We start from the raw sequence: 16,100 nt of genomic DNA, 5'->3' as shown, positions 1-16,100 counted from the left end.
GTTCGGCAACAAAGGCTTGATTAAAGCCCATTCCGCATCGCTCAGATCGAACCGTCCCATCTCTCCCTCCCAGAAAACCGAGAGAGAAAGTGAATCACGCTTCGCCTGTCAGCGGAATCCCTTTATGAGTACAGAACCTAGATCGGCACCGGCACAAAAGCCGCGCCCGGCACCGGTGATGACGAGCACCCGCGCACCGGCGTTCGCCGCCACATCCGCCACAGCGGTCCGCATGTCGGCGATGAGTTGCGTGTTGATGCTGTTGAGCACCTCAGGTCGGTTCAGCGTCAGCAGAGCGACGCCATTGTCGATTTCGAGGGTGATGGTTTCCATGCGACACGCCTTCCCGGATTGCGGAGCGATTTCCACTGTTTCCGGGGAGCATAGTCGTGTGTCGGCCATGACGGAAGGCCACGCGGAAAGCCTTTGTGCGGCCCAACGTTCCGTTGCGTCAATGATTTGCGGTGTGTTGAGGCAGGGACGAAAGCCGCTCCTCAGCTTGCTTTGGCCTGTGGTGTTTCGGCTTCATGCATGTCCGTGATGACGCGGTTGCGGCCGGCATGCTTTGCTGCATAGAGGCAATCATCGGCCCGCTTGATCAGGGCCGCGCCGGTCTCGCCGGGTCGCAACAGGGCGATCCCCATCGACATGGTCACCCGACCGAGCGACTCGCCCGTGGAGCGTTTGACCAATTCGCGCGCCTGCACGGTTTCGCGAATCTTGTTGGTCACCGTCTCGGCCAGGTTGATTTCGGTCGCCGGCATGATGACCGCGAATTCCTCACCGCCATAACGTGCGACGATATGCTGTTCCAGCGCACCGGTTTTGAGGCAGTTCGCGACGAGCTTGAGAACCTGGTCGCCTGTCTGATGGCCGAAAGTGTCGTTGAACTTCTTGAAATGGTCGATATCGCCGATGACGAGACAGAGCGCATTCCCGTCGGCGCTTGCCGCAGCCACCTCGCGTGCCAGCGCCTCGTCGAAGGCCTTCCGGTTGTTGACGCCCGTCAGCCCGTCGGTCCGCGCTTCGCTATGCGCCATTTCGAGGTTCTGCTGCAGTTCGCTGAGTTCGCTTTTGGTCGCATGCAGCGTCTCTTCAAGTTCCGCGCTGCGTTCTTCCATTTTCCTCGAAGCGGCAATGATCGCCTCGACGGCGTGTGCCACATCGTTCGGTGTCGACTGATTGGTCAACGATTCGCTTGCCGCGCGTACCGAATGCCCGAAGGTGCTCGAGTTGCCGGCCGTTTCCTCGATGATCTTCAGGATGCGGTCGACTTCGGTGTTGAGCTTTGCACCGGTATTCAACGTGACGTCGGTCAACTTGCCGTCGCCAGTAAGGCGCTCGCGCAACTCCGCCGTCGCGTTCATGTCCAGCGGTTCATGCCGGGCAATCCGTGCGTCGATCTCCTTGTTGAGATCGGGGGTGCGGCCGGATGCGTAGTGGAACCAGACGGCGTAGTTCTCGGGGCAGGGCGGAACGTCGTTTTCCGCCATCAGCCGAAGGGCCTCCGCGCTCCATGCCGCGGCAAATTCGATTTCTGCTCCGTCCATCGCGAACACCGTCCCCCGCCTGCCGCCAGCGCGGCCGTCTCTGTCTGACGGAAACCCTAGGTGAATTCGGTTACGCTGCCGTAAACTCCAGCGGAAAACCGCCGTTTTTTCTCGAGGAATGCAGTGTTCTCGGCGAAACGGCGGCCCCGGACGGAGAGGGGGCTCTCAAACAGCCTTTCCTTCTGTATATTTCGGGAAAATCAGGGTCCAGTCGGGTGCCGCTCGAATGGACAGAGAAAATGCCAGCAGGCAGGGCCGCCCCCCGGACAGGTCCGAAAACGCCGGCGTATCAGGAGGAATTCAAATGAGCTTGGCGGAGCAAACGACCCACGAAACGGATTCGGCCACCATCGGCGCCTCGATCAGGGCAATCCTCGACCGTCAGAAGGCGGCGCATATCAAGGAAGGCCCTGCCAGCGCGGAGCGCCGCATCGACTGGATCGACCGGGCGATTGCGCTGATCGTCGACAACCAGAAGGAAATAGCCGAAGCCCTCGCTTCCGATTTCGGTCATCGCAGCCACGAACAGACGCTGTTGACCGACGTGATGGGATCGATTGGTCCGCTGAAGCACGCAAAAAAACATTTGCGCCAGTGGATGAAGCCCGAAAAGCGCAAGGTGCAGTTTCCGCTGGGGCTCCTTGGTGCCAAAGCGCGGGTCGAATTTCAGCCTCTTGGCACTGTCGGCATCATCAGCCCCTGGAACTTTCCGGTGAATCTGACATGGACGCCGCTCGCCGGGGTTTTTGCGGCCGGCAATCGCGCCATGATCAAGCCGTCGGAATTCACGCCCGCGACCTCGGAGCTGATGGCGCGCATGTTGCGCTCGGCCTATGACGAAACCGAAGTGGCCGTCGTCACCGGCGGCCCGGCCGTCGGCGAAGCTTTCAGCCGGCAGCCCTTCGACCACCTGCTTTTCACCGGTGCAACTTCGATCGCCTATCACGTCATGCGAGCGGCGGCCGAGAATCTGGTACCGCTGACGCTGGAACTCGGTGGCAAGTCACCCGTAATCGTCTCGAAGACGGCGAAAATGGACGAGACGGCGGCCAGGATCATGACCGGAAAGACGCTCAACGCCGGTCAGATATGCCTCGCGCCGGACTATGTTTTCGTACCGGAAGGCCGCGTCGACGAATTCGTATCGGCAGCGACCCGGTCGATTACGAAGATGTTCCCGACCATGAAGGACAACCCCGACTACACATCGATCATCAATCGGCGCCATTTCGACCGTATCAACGGCTATCTCGAAGATGCGAAAGGCAAAGGTGCGAAATTGGTCGAGATTAACCCGGCCAACGAGGATTTCAGCCAGCAGCAGGCTCACAAGATTCCGCCGACGCTGGTGCTCAATCCGACAGACGACATGAAGGTGATGCAGGACGAGATTTTCGGGCCGGTGTTGCCGGTCAAGACCTACAAGCATATCGACGAGGTTCTGGGCTACGTCAACGCCCATGATCGTCCGCTGGGCCTCTATTATTTTGGTGAGGACCGGACAGAAGAGCGCACGGTGCTCGACAGGACGACATCGGGCGGGGTCACCGTCAACGACGTCATCATGCATGTGTCGATGGAAGATCTGCCCTTCGGTGGCGTCGGGCCTTCCGGCATGGGTGCCTATCACGGCCTCGACGGGTTCCGGACGTTCAGTCACACCAAGGCCGTCTACACGCAGTCAAAGGCGAAAATGGTCGCGGAAATGTTCCGCCCGCCTTATGGCGACAAGACGCGCAAGATGCTGGCCTCGCAGATCAAGAAATAGTCCGGTAAAACCGGGATACTGACCCGGAATACAGAAAGGGCGGCTCGTCGGAGCCGCCCTTTTTGTATCGACAAGCCTGCGATTCAGGCTTCTTCGCTTTCGGTCTCTGTCTCCATTTCGTCGTCATCCTTGCTGCTCTTCTTGGGCAGCTTGACCGCGCGCAGCATGAAGGCGGGCACGTGATCGCCAAGGCCGACAACGCTCGGGCCATCGTCATCATCCCGCCCGCGACCGCGTCCGCCGCGTTCGCGTCGCGCCGGCTTTTCATCGTCGCGCCGGTGCGGCTCGCGTTCGCGCGGTTCGCGCTCCTGCGCGCGCACATCCGGGGTTGGCATATCGGGCTGGGCAGGCGCCTCGGAGGTGACATCGGTGCCGGCCTCGGTTGCAACGGCATCGGCTGCTGCTGTTGCATCCTTGTCTTTGCGTCCGCGCCCGCCGCGCCGTCCGCGGCTGCGTTTTTCGCCTGTGCTCTCTGAGCTGACAACTTCGACGGCCGCCGCTTCGATGGGATCCGCGCCTGGTGCATCGCTCGGCAATTCAGGTGCCGCTTGCGGTACGGCGCTGTCCGGTCCCGGAATGGCGCTGCCGATCAGTTTTTCAATGGCAGCGAGATACTTGCTGTCCTCGCGCGTCGCCAGCGTATAGGCCGTACCGGCCTTGCCGGCGCGGCCGGTGCGTCCGATGCGGTGAACATAATCCTCTGCATGGCTCGGCACGTCATAGTTGAAAACGTGGCTGACATCTGGAATGTCGAGGCCGCGCGCAGCCACGTCGCTCGCCACCAGCAGGCGGATCGTCCCGTTGCGGAAGCCGTCCAGTGTCCGCGTCCGCGTTGCCTGGTCGAGATCGCCGTGAATGGCGCCCGCCGACAAGCCGCTCTTCGAAAGCGCGCGCTCCAGCGTCGAGACATCGCGCTTGCGGTTGCAAAAAATGATGGCGTTCTTGACGTTCTCGTCTTCGATGATCTTCTGCAGCAGATCGCGCTTGCCGTCCCGCGTCGTCTTGACCATGACCTGCTTGATCGTCGCACTGGTCGATGAAGTCCGGGATACTTCCACCCGCACCGGATTGCGCAGGAACGTCTCGGTAAGCCGGTGAATTTCCGGCGGCATCGTGGCCGAAAAGAAAAGCGTCTGTCGCGCCGGCGGAATCTTTTTGCAAATTTCCTCGATATCGGGAATGAATCCCATATCGAGCATCCGGTCGGCCTCATCAATCACGAGAATCTGTACGCCGGTCAGCAGCACTTTGCCGCGTCCGCAATGGTCGAGCAGGCGGCCCGGCGTCGCAATCAGCACGTCGACGCCGCGATCGAGTTTCTTTTCCTGATCGCCGAAGGAGACGCCGCCGATCAGCAGTGCCATCGAGAGCTTGTGATACTTGCCGTAATTCTCGAAATTTTCGGCGACCTGCGCGGCGAGTTCGCGCGTCGGTTCCAGAATGAGCGACCGCGGCATCCGTGCCTTTGCACGGCCGCGCGACAACTTGTCGATCATTGGAAGCGTGAAGGAGGCGGTCTTGCCAGTGCCGGTCTGTGCGAGGCCAAGCACGTCGCGGCCGGCCAGAACATGGGGAATGGCCTCGGCCTGGATCGGCGTCGGTGTTGTGTAGCCCGTTTCGGCTACGGCTTTCAGGACCTCAGGCGTGAGGCCAAGTTCGTCAAATGTCATTAAGGAGCCCTGTACACCATCGTTACGCTGCCCGTGGTGGCCCACTTTCAGGGCCCGTGGACGGACCTCCGCGAACGGGTCGGGGAGGGTTGAGCAGCTATTGCGCGTTGTTCGGCGGCCGCGCTGATCCGCTTCGATTCTTGCGCGGACCATAGGCGCTGCTGTCCAATTGTCAACCGAACGCCCACCCTGGCTTGGCGGATAGCCGCGCGTATGCCGGCGTCCGGGTGCGGGATTGTCTGGAACTGTGACGAAAACGGCGCATCCGAACGGCGTTGCCCAACGTCGCCGGGGCGATCCGCCGCAACGCGATTTCCCGAAAGTTAATGCTTTCGGGTCATTGTCGGCAGCCAGAACGGCAAAGCAGACCGCACAGGCATGACCGAGCAACCGACATCCGAGCCGGAGCGTTTAAGTGAACTGGGTGCCACAAGCCGTGGCGCCCGCCGCAGTCCACTATCCTCTGTCAATCGTCTGCTCGGCCGGATGCCAATCCTGGTTACCACGGCACTGCTGACGAGCGTCGCGGTTGTCCTTGCCATCTCGCTCAACTGGCTGCTCGGACAGACCGGCCTCATCGAATTCACATGGCGCATTTTCACCGCGACCACTATCGTCACGATCCTCACCGGCTTCCCGATCATCGTCTATTCGCAGTTGATCATTCGCGAGATCAAATCGTCGCGTCAAATGCTGCGCAAAATGACCGAGCGTCTCGCCTGGGCCTTCGACAATGCCGAACGTGCCAACGAGGCAAAGTCGCATTTTCTGGCGAACATGAGCCACGAGCTCCGGACACCGCTCAACGCGATCATTGGTTTCTCCGACATCATGCGCAACGAGCGCTTCGGTCCGATAGGCAACGAGCGCTACCTCGGCTATGCCCGTGACGTCAATGACAGCGGCATCCATTTGCTGGGTATCATCAACGACATTCTCGATCTGGCGAAAATCGAAGCGGGCCACGCGACAATGGAGGCCGAGACCGAATTCGATGCCGGCGCGGCAATCGGAAGCGCTGAACGAATGGTCCGTCCGATGGCCGAAGCGCGCGGCGTAAGCCTTGTCGTCGATGCGAACAATTGCGATCTGATGTTGGTTGGCGTTGAACGCATGGTCCGGCAGGTGTTGATCAATGTGCTGTCGAACGCCGTGAAGTTCACCGAAAGCGGTGGCTTGGTAACGCTGTCGGCCGAGTACCGCGCCCATGGCAACTTCGTGATTTCGATTGCCGACACGGGCATCGGCATGTCGCTTGAGGAAATCAAGGTCGCGCTGACGCCTTTCGGCCAGGCGGACAATACAATGACGCGCCACCAGGCCGGCACGGGCCTCGGCCTGCCGCTTGCCAAGGCGATGATGGAGCTGCATGGCGGCCGCCTGATGGTGCGCAGCGAAAAGGGCGCGGGCACGGCCATCATCCTGATTTTTCCGGGCACCCGCGTGGTCGCCGCGCCGCCGCCCGTCAAGGCCGTTCTGGCGAGCTGAGCGACCTCAGATATCGAGATCCCTGGCGAAAGCTGCATGCTCCTGGATGAACTGGAAGCGCAGCTCCGGCTTGCTTCCCATCAGTCGCTCGATTGCACCGCCGGTCTCCTTCGCCTCATCGGCGGGAACCACGATGCGCAGCAGCGTCCGCTTGCCACGCGCCATCGTCGTTTCCTTCAACTGCGCCGGCATCATCTCGCCAAGGCCTTTGAAGCGGCTGACTTCGACCTTGCCTTTGGTCGTGAACTCTTTCTCCAGAAGCTCGTCCTTGTGCGCGTCATCGCGGGCGTAAAGCGTCTTGCCGCCTTGCGTCAGTTTGTAGAGCGGCGGCGCCGCCATGTAGAGATGCCCCTGCCGGATCAGCTCCGGTAGTTCCCGGAAGAAAAAGGTAATGAGCAATGAAGCGATATGCGCACCGTCGACATCGGCGTCGGTCATGATGATGACCTTGTCGTAGCGAAGATCGGCCTCGCGGTAATGCGAACCGGTGCGCACGCCGAGTGCCTGGATGAGATCGGAGATCTGCTGGTTCTGTGCCAGCTTGGCGCCACTGGCGCTGGCGACATTGAGGATTTTTCCGCGAAGCGGCAGGATCGCCTGTGAAGCGCGGTCGCGCGCCTGCTTGGCCGAGCCGCCGGCGCTATCGCCTTCGACGATGAAAATTTCCGAACCGTCGGCCGCCGACTGGCTGCAATCGGCAAGCTTGCCGGGCAGGCGCAGCTTCCGCGTCGCGCTCTTGCGCGCCACGTCCTTTTCCTGCCGCCGCCGCATCCGTTCGTCGGCGCGGTCGATCACCCAGTCGAGCAGCTTGTTGGCCTGCAGGGGCGCGGCTGTCAGCCAGTGATCGAAATGATCGCCGATGGCCTTCTCGACCAGCCTTTGCGCCTCAGGACTCGACAGCTTCTCTTTCGTCTGGCCCTGGAATTCAGGTTCACGGATGAACACCGAAAGCATCGCTCCGGCCGTGCCGATCACATCGTCGGCCTGTATCTGCGCCGCCTTCTTGTTGCCCACCATCTCCGCATAGGCCTTGAGGCCCTTCACCAGCGCCGCGCGCAAACCGGCTTCATGCGTGCCGCCTTCAATGGTTGGCACCGTGTTGCAATAGGAATGCAAAAAGCCGTCGCCGCCGCCAAACCACGAAATCGCCCACTCGACCGAGCCATGGCTGCCGGCCTTCGACACCTTGCCGGTGAAAGCATCCGCCGTCACCGTGTCGTAGCCGTCGAGCGACGCCTTCAGATAATCGACCAGTCCACCCGGAAAATGCAGGACCTCGCTTTGCGGCGTGTCGTCGCCGATCAGCGAGGCTGCGCAGCTCCAGCGGATTTCGACGCCGCCGAACAGATAGGCCTTGGAGCGCGCCATCTTGTAGAGGCGCTTCGGAATGAAGCGCGCGCCCTTGCCGAAGATTTCCGGATCGGGATGAAAGGTGATGCGCGTGCCGCGACGGTTATGCACGCGACCCTTGTCGGCAAGCTTGCCTGTCGGCGCGCCGCGCACATAGGACTGCGTATAGAGCGTCTGGTCGCGCGCCACCTCGACCTCGAAGCGGTCGGAGAGCGCATTGACCACCGACACGCCGACGCCGTGAAGTCCGCCCGACGTCTCATAGGCCTTGCCGCCGAACTTGCCGCCCGAATGTAGCGTCGTCAGGATCACTTCCAGCGCTGACTTGTTCTTGAACTTGGGGTGCGGGTCGACCGGAATGCCACGGCCATTGTCGGCCACCGTCAGGCTGCCATCCTCGTCGAAAGTGACCTCGATCCAGTTGGCGTGGCCGGCCACGGCCTCGTCCATCGAGTTGTCGAGCACTTCGGCGAAGAGGTGATGCAGCGCCTTCTCGTCGGTGCCGCCGATATACATACCGGGTCGCCGGCGCACGGGCTCGAGCCCTTCCAGCACCTCGATGTCTTTGGCTGAATAGGTCCCGTCGCCCTTCGCCACCTTCGCGGACGCGGACTTGCCGGCCTTCGCGGCGGGCTTCGGGCTCGCGGCGATGGAAAAGAGGTCGTCTGTATCGGCGGGTTTGCGCGTCTTGGGGGCGGCCATGCACTCGAAACTTTATGTGAGAGAATCAATCGGGATTGTAGGGCGGGGCAGGCGCACGCGCCATGCTGCTCCCCTCACATAACATTCGTCGATGCGCCTTGTCAGTCGGCGCGGATGTGCCACAGTCGGTCATCGCGCAATTCGGGAGAAAACGATGTCCGTCACCATAGCCTCGCCGCTGGCGCTGCCCTGCGGCGCCACCTTGAAAAACCGCATCGCCAAGGGTGCCATGACCGAGGGGCTGGGCGATGCCCATAATCGCGCCACCGAGGCCCATGTCCGTCTCTATCGCCGCTGGGCCGAGGGCGGGGCGGGCATGCTCTTGACCGGCAACGTCCAGGTCGACCGCCGCTACATGGAACGCCCCGGCAATGTGGCGATCGACGGGCGGCAATCGAATGAGGCGATTGCGGCGCTGCGCGACTACGCCAGGGCCGGCACGGCGAACGACACCCATCTCTGGATGCAGATTTCCCATGCCGGTCGCCAGACCCCGGCGCTGGTCAACAAGGAACCCGTCGCGCCCTCGGCAAAGCCGCTCGACATGCCGGGCGCCCAGTTCGGCAAGCCGCGCGCCATGACCGGGGCCGAAATCGAGGATGCGATCCGCCGCTTCGCCCATGTCGCCACCATTGCCCGCGACACCGGCTTCACCGGCGTACAAATCCATGGCGCACACGGCTATCTGATTTCGGAGTTTCTCTCGCCCGACGTCAATAGCCGCACCGACGAGTGGGGCGGCAGCCTCGAAAATCGCGCCCGCCTGCTGCTCGAAATCGTCCGCGCCGTGCGCAAGGCGGTCGGCCCCGACTTTCCGGTCTCGGTGAAATTGAACTCGGCCGATTTCCAGCGCGGCGGCTTCTCCCACGAAGACGCGATCCGCGTCGCCGCCTGGCTCGACGCCGAAGGCCTCGACCTCCTCGAAATTTCCGGCGGCACCTATGAACAGCCGCGTCTTGTCGGTCTCGACGACATGACGCTGCACCCGGAAAAGGCCGAACCGCGCCGCGAAAGCACCATCGCCCGCGAGGCCTATTTCCTCGAATACGCCAGGGACATCCGCGCGGCGGTCAAAATGCCGCTGATGGTGACGGGCGGCTTCCGCACCCTTCAGGGTATGAACGCGGCGCTGGCGAGCGCCACCATCGACCTTGTCGGCCTTGCGCGCCCGCTCTGCGTCGACCCGGCGATCCCGGCGAAGCTCCTTTCCGGCGCGGCGCATGAAACACCGGCTTACGAGAAGACGTTGCGCATCGGCCCCGGCATTCTCGGTCCCCACAGCCGTTTCAACCTCGTCAAGGCGATGAACGGCTGGGGCCAGCAGGGCTGGTTCTGCCTGCAACTGCTGCGCATGGGCGCCGGACAGGATCCCGACCCGCGCATGGGCGTCTTCTCGGCCTTCCGCAACTACGCGAAAAACGAGGCGCGAACGGCCGCCGCCTTGCAGCGCCCCTGAACGGCAAAGGAGAGAGTGTGAAAATCGCCGAGCGATGGTTTGAACGGCAGCAGATGGATGACGGCGTCACGCTCCTCTTCGAGCCGCATGTCCATCCCTTCATCCGCTGCAACATCTGGTTCGTGCGCGGCCGCGACCGCGACCTGGTGATCGACACCGGCACCGGTGTCTGCTCGCTGGCGGCCGAGATCGCCAGCCTCTCCGGCAATCCGCTGGTCGCCGTCGCCACTCACAGCCATTACGACCATGTCGGCTCGCTGCACGAATTCGAGAACCGGCTGATGCACCCCGCCGAAGCGCCGCACATGGAGCGCTACGAAGAATTCGCCGCGCTCTCGGCCGCCGCCTTCCCCGAAGACATCCGTGAGGCGCTGGCCGGCTACGGACTCGGCCGCGATGAAGTGTTGATCGATGCGCTGCCGCATGAAGGCTACGACATTGCGGCCTATAACGTGACGTCGACGCAAGCCACTGGCCTGATCGGCGAGGGCGACGCCGTCGATCTCGGCGACCGCCGTTTTTCGGTCATGCATCTGCCCGGTCATTCGCCGGGCTCGGTCGGCTTGTGGGAAGAGAAAACGCAAACGCTCTTTTCCGGCGATGCGATCTATGACGGCCCGCTGCTCGACGAACTGCCGGGCTCCGACATCGCCACCTATGTGCAGACGATCCGCCGCCTGCGCGACATGGCCCCCCGCACCGTTCACGGCGGCCACGATCCGAGCTTCGACGGCGCCCGACTCGTCGAACTCTGCGACGACTATCTGGCGCGGCGCTCGGCTTGAACGCCAATTCGCGCCAACACAAACCTCACGCGCACCTCGACACTCGCCTTCGGTAGTTCGGCAAGCGTATACCCGGCCTTCTGGTAAGCTGCACGGATTGCGTCATGTGTTGCCGCCGCCTCGGCGAAATCCTGCTTGCGCTCGGCATCGTTGCCGTAGATCTCCGCCCAGGGCGGCGCGATGAAAACCGTTCCGTTGTAGCGGTGGCGCGCCACGGCTTCTTCAAGTCGCGGCGGCACTTCGGCACCGATCAGCCGGCTATAGCCGACAAGATCGGGCAGGCCGCGATCGAAGAAGACTGGACGTTGCATCCCCTTCGCCGCGTGATACGCGTCGATCGCATGCGTCAGCATCAGCGCACGAAAGGCGAGGCGGTCGCCATCATGCGTCGCATTGCCACCGGTCCGCGCCTGCTCGCGAATGATCCTGCGGCCTGCTTCCTCGACGCTGCCAAAGCCGCGAGCGGACAGCGCCTCGATCAGCGTCGTTTTGCCCGCGCCGGGGCCACCCGTGACGACGTGGAAATTCGGCTTTTCGATTTTCATTTTCCTCCCTGCGCACACGACGTGGCCAACGGCCACGAAGGAATCCGTGCGTATGCCGCGCGCAATGTCGACGATGATTGGTGAAAGTGGGAGTTTTGGTCGGAGGAAAGGCGTGTTGCCATATAGCGCAACCCCGCTCAAGCGGAAGCCCCGGATTTTCCTGTCGGGCGTTCCCTCGCGGGGTTGCTTTTGGATGTGCTACTCGCACTCGCCCGCACTATAAAGCCGGGCTTATCTCCGTGCCTTCTGCCCGCGCGCTCAATTAGCATGACGCTGGCGTCAGTCTTTATCCGCGCTTTTCCCTTGGCCTAAACGGTTTACCGACCGGTCACGCATGAGAACAGCGTCGGGTCTTGGCAGAGGATCGAATTCCGTATTCTTTACAGGAATTCAACCTGCGTCGGTGGAGCCATCTTCGAAACCTCCTCCTTCGTGAGACAGTAGAATGCTACGCCTCAAATCCGAAAAAGGTCAAGAAAAATAAGGGTTTCCGGCGCTTTTCTTGAGTCAGTCATGCTGACCGATCTGCGGGCCGAACGCTCCGTGAACGGAACGAATATCCGCAGACGTTCCGTGAGCGGAGCGAGTATCTCCAGTTGCTCCGGCAACAAAAAGGCCGACGCTTTCGCACCGGCCTTTCCGTTCGTCCGTTCCGGCGTGGTCAGCAGGAATAGTACATGTCGTACTCGACCGGATGCGGCGTCATTTCGTAACGCATGCATTCCTCCCACTTCAGTTCCAGATAGGCGTCGATCTGTTCGTCGGAGAACACATTGCCCTTGGTCAGGAACTTGCGGTCGGCATCGACCGCGATCAGGGCTTCGCGCAGCGAGCCGGCAACCGTCGGAATATTCTTCAGCTCGGCCGGCGGCAGGTCGTAGAGGTTCTTGTCCATCGGCCCGCCCGGATCGATCTTGTTCTCGATCCCGTCGAGACCGGCCATCAGCATCGCCGCGAAGGCGAGATACGGATTGGCCGTCGGATCGGGGAAGCGGATTTCGATGCGCTTCGACTTCGGCGAGGTGCCGTGCGGAATGCGGCACGAGGCCGAGCGGTTGCGCGCCGAATAGGCCAGCAGCACCGGCGCTTCATAGCCCGGCACCAGCCGCTTGTAGCTGTTGGTCGACGGGTTGGTGAAAGCGTTGAGCGCCTTGGCATGCTTCAGGATGCCGCCGATATACCACAGGCATTCCTGGCTCAGATCGGCATATTTGTTGCCGGCGAAAAGCGGCTTGCCATCCTTCCAGATCGACTGGTGGCAATGCATGCCCGAGCCGTTGTCGCCGAACACCGGCTTCGGCATGAAGGTTGCCGACTTGCCGAAGGCCTGCGCCACATTGTGGATCACATATTTGTAGATCTGCATGTGGTCGGCGGCCGTCGTCAGCGTCTGGAACTTGGTGCCGAGCTCGTGCTGCGCGGCGGCCACTTCATGGTGATGCTTTTCGATCTTGACGCCCATCTCCTCCATGACCGTCAGCATTTCGCCGCGAAGATCCTGGCACGAGTCGATCGGATTGGCCGGGAAATAGCCGCCCTTGGTGCGCGGACGATGGCCGAGATTGCCGGTCTCGTAATGGGTGTCGGTATTGGTCGGTAGTTCGACCGAGTCGACCTCGAAGCCGGTCTTGTAGGGCGATGTCGAGAACTTGACGTCGTCGAAGATGAAGAATTCGGCTTCCGGCCCGACCACGATCGTGTCGCCGATGCCGGTCGACCTGAGATAGGCCTCGGCCAGCTTCGCTGTGCCGCGCGGGTCGCGGCTATAGGCCTCGCCGGTCGACGGCTCCATGATGTCGCAGAACACGGCCAGCGTCGTCTGCGCATAGAACGGGTCGATCACCGCCGTCGCCGTATCGGGCAGCAGCACCATGTCGGACTCGTTGATCGCCTTCCAGCCGGCAATGGACGAGCCGTCGAACATCGTGCCCTCGGCCCAGAAATCGTCGTCGCAGAAACCGATGTCGAACGTGACATGCTGCATCTTGCCGCGCGGATCGGTGAAGCGCAGGTCGATGTACTTGACGTCCTTTTCCTTGATAATCTGCTGAATAGGTTTGCCGGCCATTTGATCCTCTTTTCCCTGTTGTCCTTTAGGGGTTCTTGCGTCGGGCTTGCGCCCGCTTGTGAAAATCGCGCGCGGACCTTGCCGGGCCGCGGCGCGCCGTCTGTCGTTCGACGCGTCGGTGTCGACGCGTCGCTGTCGTCCGCTAGATCGCCTCCACGCCGGTTTCGCCGGTGCGGATGCGGATCGCCTCCTCGACCGAGGAGATGAAAATCTTGCCGTCGCCGATGCGCCCGGTGCGCGCCGCCTGCTGGATCGCCTCGACGGCCTTGGCCACCATGTCGTCGTTGAGCACGACCTCGATCTTTACCTTGGGCAGGAAATCGACCACATATTCGGCGCCGCGATAGAGCTCGGTATGGCCCTTCTGCCGCCCGAAACCCTTCGCTTCGGTCACGGTGATGCCCTGCAGCCCGGCTTCCTGCAATGCTTCCTTCACTTCGTCGAGCTTGAACGGCTTGATGATTGCCTCGATCTTTTTCATTCGCTGACTTCCTTGCTTCCTGGGCTTGCCGCCCCCCGTCTGTCCCTGTGGGATAGCACGGCCCGTGCCAACCCTTTCGGTGCCGGAAAGAGGCCTGATTACAAGGGCTTAGGACAGGGGTGCTGAATCACTGCCCGTCTCTTGTGCAGCAAATATGCATAAAAAATAGCCATCAAGATGAAAAAACCGGCAGCAGCTTAACCAATCCCTGCCGGCCGCGCCAAACCGCCCGGCGTCCGGCCATTTCCGCCGGCGATTGACAGCCGCCCGCCGCGCCGCGACAAACGCCGCCATTGGTTTCACGTGAAATGGCGAGGGCGGAGCCTATGCGGGCGGCAAGCCGGGTTTTTTCGGGTCTGGGCACGACCATCTTCACCACCATGTCGGCGCTGGCCGCCGAACATGGCGCCATCAATCTCGGCCAGGGCTTCCCCGACGACGAGGGCCCGGACGACATCCGCGCCGTCGCCGCCAAAGCCATCATGGACGGCCCCAACCAGTATCCGCCGATGATGGGCATGCCCCAGCTCCGCCGGGCGGTCGCCGCCGCCAACAAGCGCTTCTACGGCCTCGATATCGACTGGCAGAGCGAGGTCATGGTCACCTCCGGCGCCACCGAGGCGCTGGCCGACTGCCTGATCGGCCTCCTGAACCCCGGCGACGAGGCGATCCTGATCGAGCCCGCCTATGACAGCTACAGGCCCATTATCGAGGCCGTGGGCGCGAAAGTCGTGACCGTGGCCCTTGAGCCGCCGCACTGGTCGCTGCCGCTGGACGGGCTCGAGGCGGCCTTCTCGGACCGCACCAAGCTGATCCTCCTGAACTCGCCGATGAACCCGACCGGCAAGGTCTTCAGCCGCGCCGAGCTCGACGCCATCGCCGCCCTGATGATCCGCCACGACGCCTATGCCGTCTGCGACGAGGTCTATGAGCATCTGGTCTTTTCGGGCGCCGCCCACATCCCGCTGATGACGCTGCCCGGCATGCGCGAGCGCTGCCTGCGCATCGGCTCGGCCGGCAAGACCTTCTCGCTGACCGGCTGGCGCATCGGCTATATCACCGGCCCGGCAAACCTGATGGCGCCGGTCGCCAAAACCCACCAGTTCGTTACCTTCACCACCCCGCCGCCGCTGCAGCTGGCCATCGCCTGGGGGCTCGAGCAGGACGACGCCTATTTCGCGCAGCTGGCTTCGTCGCTGCAAGCAAAGCGCGACCGGCTGGCACAAGGGCTTGCGGCGGCCGGCCTCGATGTTCTGCCCACGGACGGAACCTATTTCATCTCGGCCGACTTCAGGTCCCTCCTTAAAAACAAGGAGGGTTTCAACGGCAGCGACGATGAATTCTGCCGCGAGATCACGGTCAAGGCGAAGGTCTCGGCAATTCCGGTCTCGGCCTTCTACGCCGATCCCGCCAAGGCGCCGCAACATCTCGCCCGCTTCTGCTTCTGCAAGCAGGACGCGGTGCTCGACGACGCCAGCGCGCGGTTGAAGGCTTATGCGAAGGGGCAGGGCGGGTGACGCTCAACACTCTCCGACGCCCCGCCGCCTCCGGCAAGGCCGAATGGCTGGTCGTCTTCCTGCACGGCTACGGTTCCGCGGGCGCGGCGCTGATGTCCTTCGCCGATTTCTGGCAGTCCTCGATGCCCAATGTCGCCTTCGCCGCGCCGGACGGACCGGCGCCTGCGAAAGACGGCGGCTTCCAATGGATCGGCAAACGCCCGGCCGGCGATCCGCGCCTTTATGACGATGCGGTCGAGGCCGCGCCGGCGCTCCATGCCTTTCTCGATGCCGAACTGGCGCGAAGCAATCTCGGGCCCGAACGCCTCGCCCTGGTCGGCTTCAGCCAGGGCACGGTGATGGCGCTGCATCTGGGCCTGCGCCGCGCCGTCGCGCCGGCCGCCGTGCTGGGCTTCTCCGGCGGCCTTGTCGGCGCCGGCAGGCTGGCGGGCGAAGTCACCTCGAAGCCGCCCGTCATGCTGGTCCATGGCGAGCAGGACGCGCTGGCGCCGCTCTACGGCATGATGGCCTCGGTCAAGGCGCTCTCCGAAGCGGGCATCGTCTGCCAGGGCGTGCCGATCCCCGGCCTCGGCCATGAGGTCAACGCCGACGCGCTGATCTATGGCGCGCGCTTCCTGCTTTCGGCCTTCGCCTTCCGCGAGAAACACGGCGCCTGACGCAGCGGCCTCGCCGCGCCCGCGCCCTGTGCTGGACAGCGCGCACCGAGCCGCTATTCTCGCC

General features: G+C 62.7%; 13 protein-coding genes. 6 read left to right on the top strand and 7 right to left on the bottom strand.

The genetic code is table 11. The features are described from left to right. Positions 1-108 precede the first annotated feature (108 nt). Positions 109-333, bottom strand: coding sequence for an enoyl-CoA hydratase/isomerase family protein (locus tag Q7V31_RS16950; RefSeq protein WP_304736016.1), 225 nt, complete (start codon positions 331-333; stop codon positions 109-111). 161 nt (positions 334-494) lie between these two features. Further along, positions 495-1,550, bottom strand: coding sequence for a GGDEF domain-containing protein (locus Q7V31_RS16945; protein WP_304736015.1), 1,056 nt, complete (start codon positions 1,548-1,550; stop codon positions 495-497). Positions 1,551-1,854: 304 nt separating this feature from the next. Between Q7V31_RS16945 and Q7V31_RS16940 the strand changes: the two genes are divergently transcribed. Next, a complete protein-coding gene (locus tag Q7V31_RS16940; protein ID WP_304736014.1) occupies positions 1,855-3,318 on the top strand; it encodes a coniferyl aldehyde dehydrogenase in 1,464 nt (487 codons plus the stop codon). 83 nt (positions 3,319-3,401) lie between these two features. On the opposite strand, the gene Q7V31_RS16935 is transcribed toward Q7V31_RS16940, so the two are convergent. Next, a complete protein-coding gene (locus Q7V31_RS16935) occupies positions 3,402-4,988 on the bottom strand; it encodes a DEAD/DEAH box helicase (protein ID WP_304736013.1) in 1,587 nt (528 codons plus the stop codon). Positions 4,989-5,474: 486 nt separating this feature from the next. Here Q7V31_RS16935 and Q7V31_RS16930 point away from each other — a divergent pair, with 486 nt between their 5' ends. Continuing rightward, positions 5,475-6,476, top strand: a complete 1,002-nt coding sequence (locus Q7V31_RS16930; RefSeq protein WP_304736012.1) for a HAMP domain-containing sensor histidine kinase — start codon at positions 5,475-5,477, stop codon at positions 6,474-6,476. A gap of 6 nt (positions 6,477-6,482) precedes the next feature. Here Q7V31_RS16930 and parE read toward each other — a convergent pair whose 3' ends face one another. After that, positions 6,483-8,528 carry a DNA topoisomerase IV subunit B gene (gene parE / locus Q7V31_RS16925; protein ID WP_304736011.1) on the bottom strand — a complete coding sequence of 682 codons (2,046 nt, stop codon included), beginning with the start codon at positions 8,526-8,528 and terminating at the stop codon, positions 6,483-6,485. 154 nt (positions 8,529-8,682) lie between these two features. On the opposite strand from parE, the gene Q7V31_RS16920 reads away from it, so the two are divergent. After that, positions 8,683-9,984, top strand: a complete 1,302-nt coding sequence (locus Q7V31_RS16920; RefSeq protein WP_304736009.1) for an NADH:flavin oxidoreductase/NADH oxidase family protein — start codon at positions 8,683-8,685, stop codon at positions 9,982-9,984. 17 nt (positions 9,985-10,001) lie between these two features. Beyond that, positions 10,002-10,769, top strand: a complete 768-nt coding sequence (locus Q7V31_RS16915) for an MBL fold metallo-hydrolase (protein WP_304736007.1) — start codon at positions 10,002-10,004, stop codon at positions 10,767-10,769. On the opposite strand, the gene Q7V31_RS16910 is transcribed toward Q7V31_RS16915, so the two are convergent. The 3 genes from Q7V31_RS16910 to Q7V31_RS16900 all read right to left on the bottom strand — a co-directional run bounded on the left by Q7V31_RS16910 (position 10,745) and on the right by Q7V31_RS16900 (position 13,863). Continuing rightward, positions 10,745-11,314: an AAA family ATPase gene (locus Q7V31_RS16910; RefSeq protein WP_304736006.1), complete on the bottom strand. Its 570-nt coding sequence runs from the start codon at positions 11,312-11,314 to the stop codon at positions 10,745-10,747. The genes Q7V31_RS16915 and Q7V31_RS16910 overlap by 25 nt on opposite strands. A gap of 661 nt (positions 11,315-11,975) precedes the next feature. After that, positions 11,976-13,382, bottom strand: a complete 1,407-nt coding sequence (gene glnA / locus Q7V31_RS16905; protein ID WP_304736004.1) for a type I glutamate--ammonia ligase — start codon at positions 13,380-13,382, stop codon at positions 11,976-11,978. Positions 13,383-13,524: 142 nt separating this feature from the next. Further along, positions 13,525-13,863 carry a P-II family nitrogen regulator gene (locus Q7V31_RS16900; protein WP_304736002.1) on the bottom strand — a complete coding sequence of 113 codons (339 nt, stop codon included), beginning with the start codon at positions 13,861-13,863 and terminating at the stop codon, positions 13,525-13,527. Between the two features lie 326 nt (positions 13,864-14,189). Here Q7V31_RS16900 and Q7V31_RS16895 point away from each other — a divergent pair, with 326 nt between their 5' ends. Next, positions 14,190-15,380: an aminotransferase gene (locus Q7V31_RS16895; RefSeq protein WP_304736000.1), complete on the top strand. Its 1,191-nt coding sequence runs from the start codon at positions 14,190-14,192 to the stop codon at positions 15,378-15,380. Then, on the top strand, positions 15,377-16,036 hold the full coding sequence (locus Q7V31_RS16890; RefSeq protein ID WP_304735998.1) for an alpha/beta hydrolase: 660 nt from the start codon (positions 15,377-15,379) through the stop codon (positions 16,034-16,036). Before Q7V31_RS16895 ends, Q7V31_RS16890 begins: the two co-directional genes overlap by 4 nt. The last annotated feature ends 64 nt before the right edge of the window (positions 16,037-16,100 follow it).

This window comes from Parvibaculum sp., from assembly GCF_030651915.1.
Classification (GTDB): domain Bacteria; phylum Pseudomonadota; class Alphaproteobacteria; order Parvibaculales; family Parvibaculaceae; genus Parvibaculum.
This window is presented reverse-complemented; position numbering and strand designations above follow the sequence as displayed.

Excerpts from the sequence above, each read along its gene's own strand:
- Q7V31_RS16920 (WP_304736009.1), top strand. The coding sequence starts at position 8,683 with ATGTCCGTCACCATAGCCTCGCCGCTGGCGCTGCCCTGCGGCGCCACC.
- glnA (WP_304736004.1), bottom strand. The coding sequence starts at position 13,382 with ATGGCCGGCAAACCTATTCAGCAGATTATCAAGGAAAAGGACGTCAAG.
- Q7V31_RS16940 (WP_304736014.1), top strand. The coding sequence starts at position 1,855 with ATGAGCTTGGCGGAGCAAACGACCCACGAAACGGATTCGGCCACCATC.
- Q7V31_RS16945 (WP_304736015.1), bottom strand. The coding sequence starts at position 1,550 with ATGGACGGAGCAGAAATCGAATTTGCCGCGGCATGGAGCGCGGAGGCC.
- Q7V31_RS16900 (WP_304736002.1), bottom strand. The coding sequence starts at position 13,863 with ATGAAAAAGATCGAGGCAATCATCAAGCCGTTCAAGCTCGACGAAGTG.
- Q7V31_RS16935 (WP_304736013.1), bottom strand. The coding sequence starts at position 4,988 with ATGACATTTGACGAACTTGGCCTCACGCCTGAGGTCCTGAAAGCCGTA.
- Q7V31_RS16950 (WP_304736016.1), bottom strand. The coding sequence starts at position 333 with ATGGAAACCATCACCCTCGAAATCGACAATGGCGTCGCTCTGCTGACG.
- Q7V31_RS16930 (WP_304736012.1), top strand. The coding sequence starts at position 5,475 with ATGCCAATCCTGGTTACCACGGCACTGCTGACGAGCGTCGCGGTTGTC.
- parE (WP_304736011.1), bottom strand. The coding sequence starts at position 8,528 with ATGGCCGCCCCCAAGACGCGCAAACCCGCCGATACAGACGACCTCTTT.
- Q7V31_RS16910 (WP_304736006.1), bottom strand. The coding sequence starts at position 11,314 with ATGAAAATCGAAAAGCCGAATTTCCACGTCGTCACGGGTGGCCCCGGC.
- Q7V31_RS16895 (WP_304736000.1), top strand. The coding sequence starts at position 14,190 with ATGCGGGCGGCAAGCCGGGTTTTTTCGGGTCTGGGCACGACCATCTTC.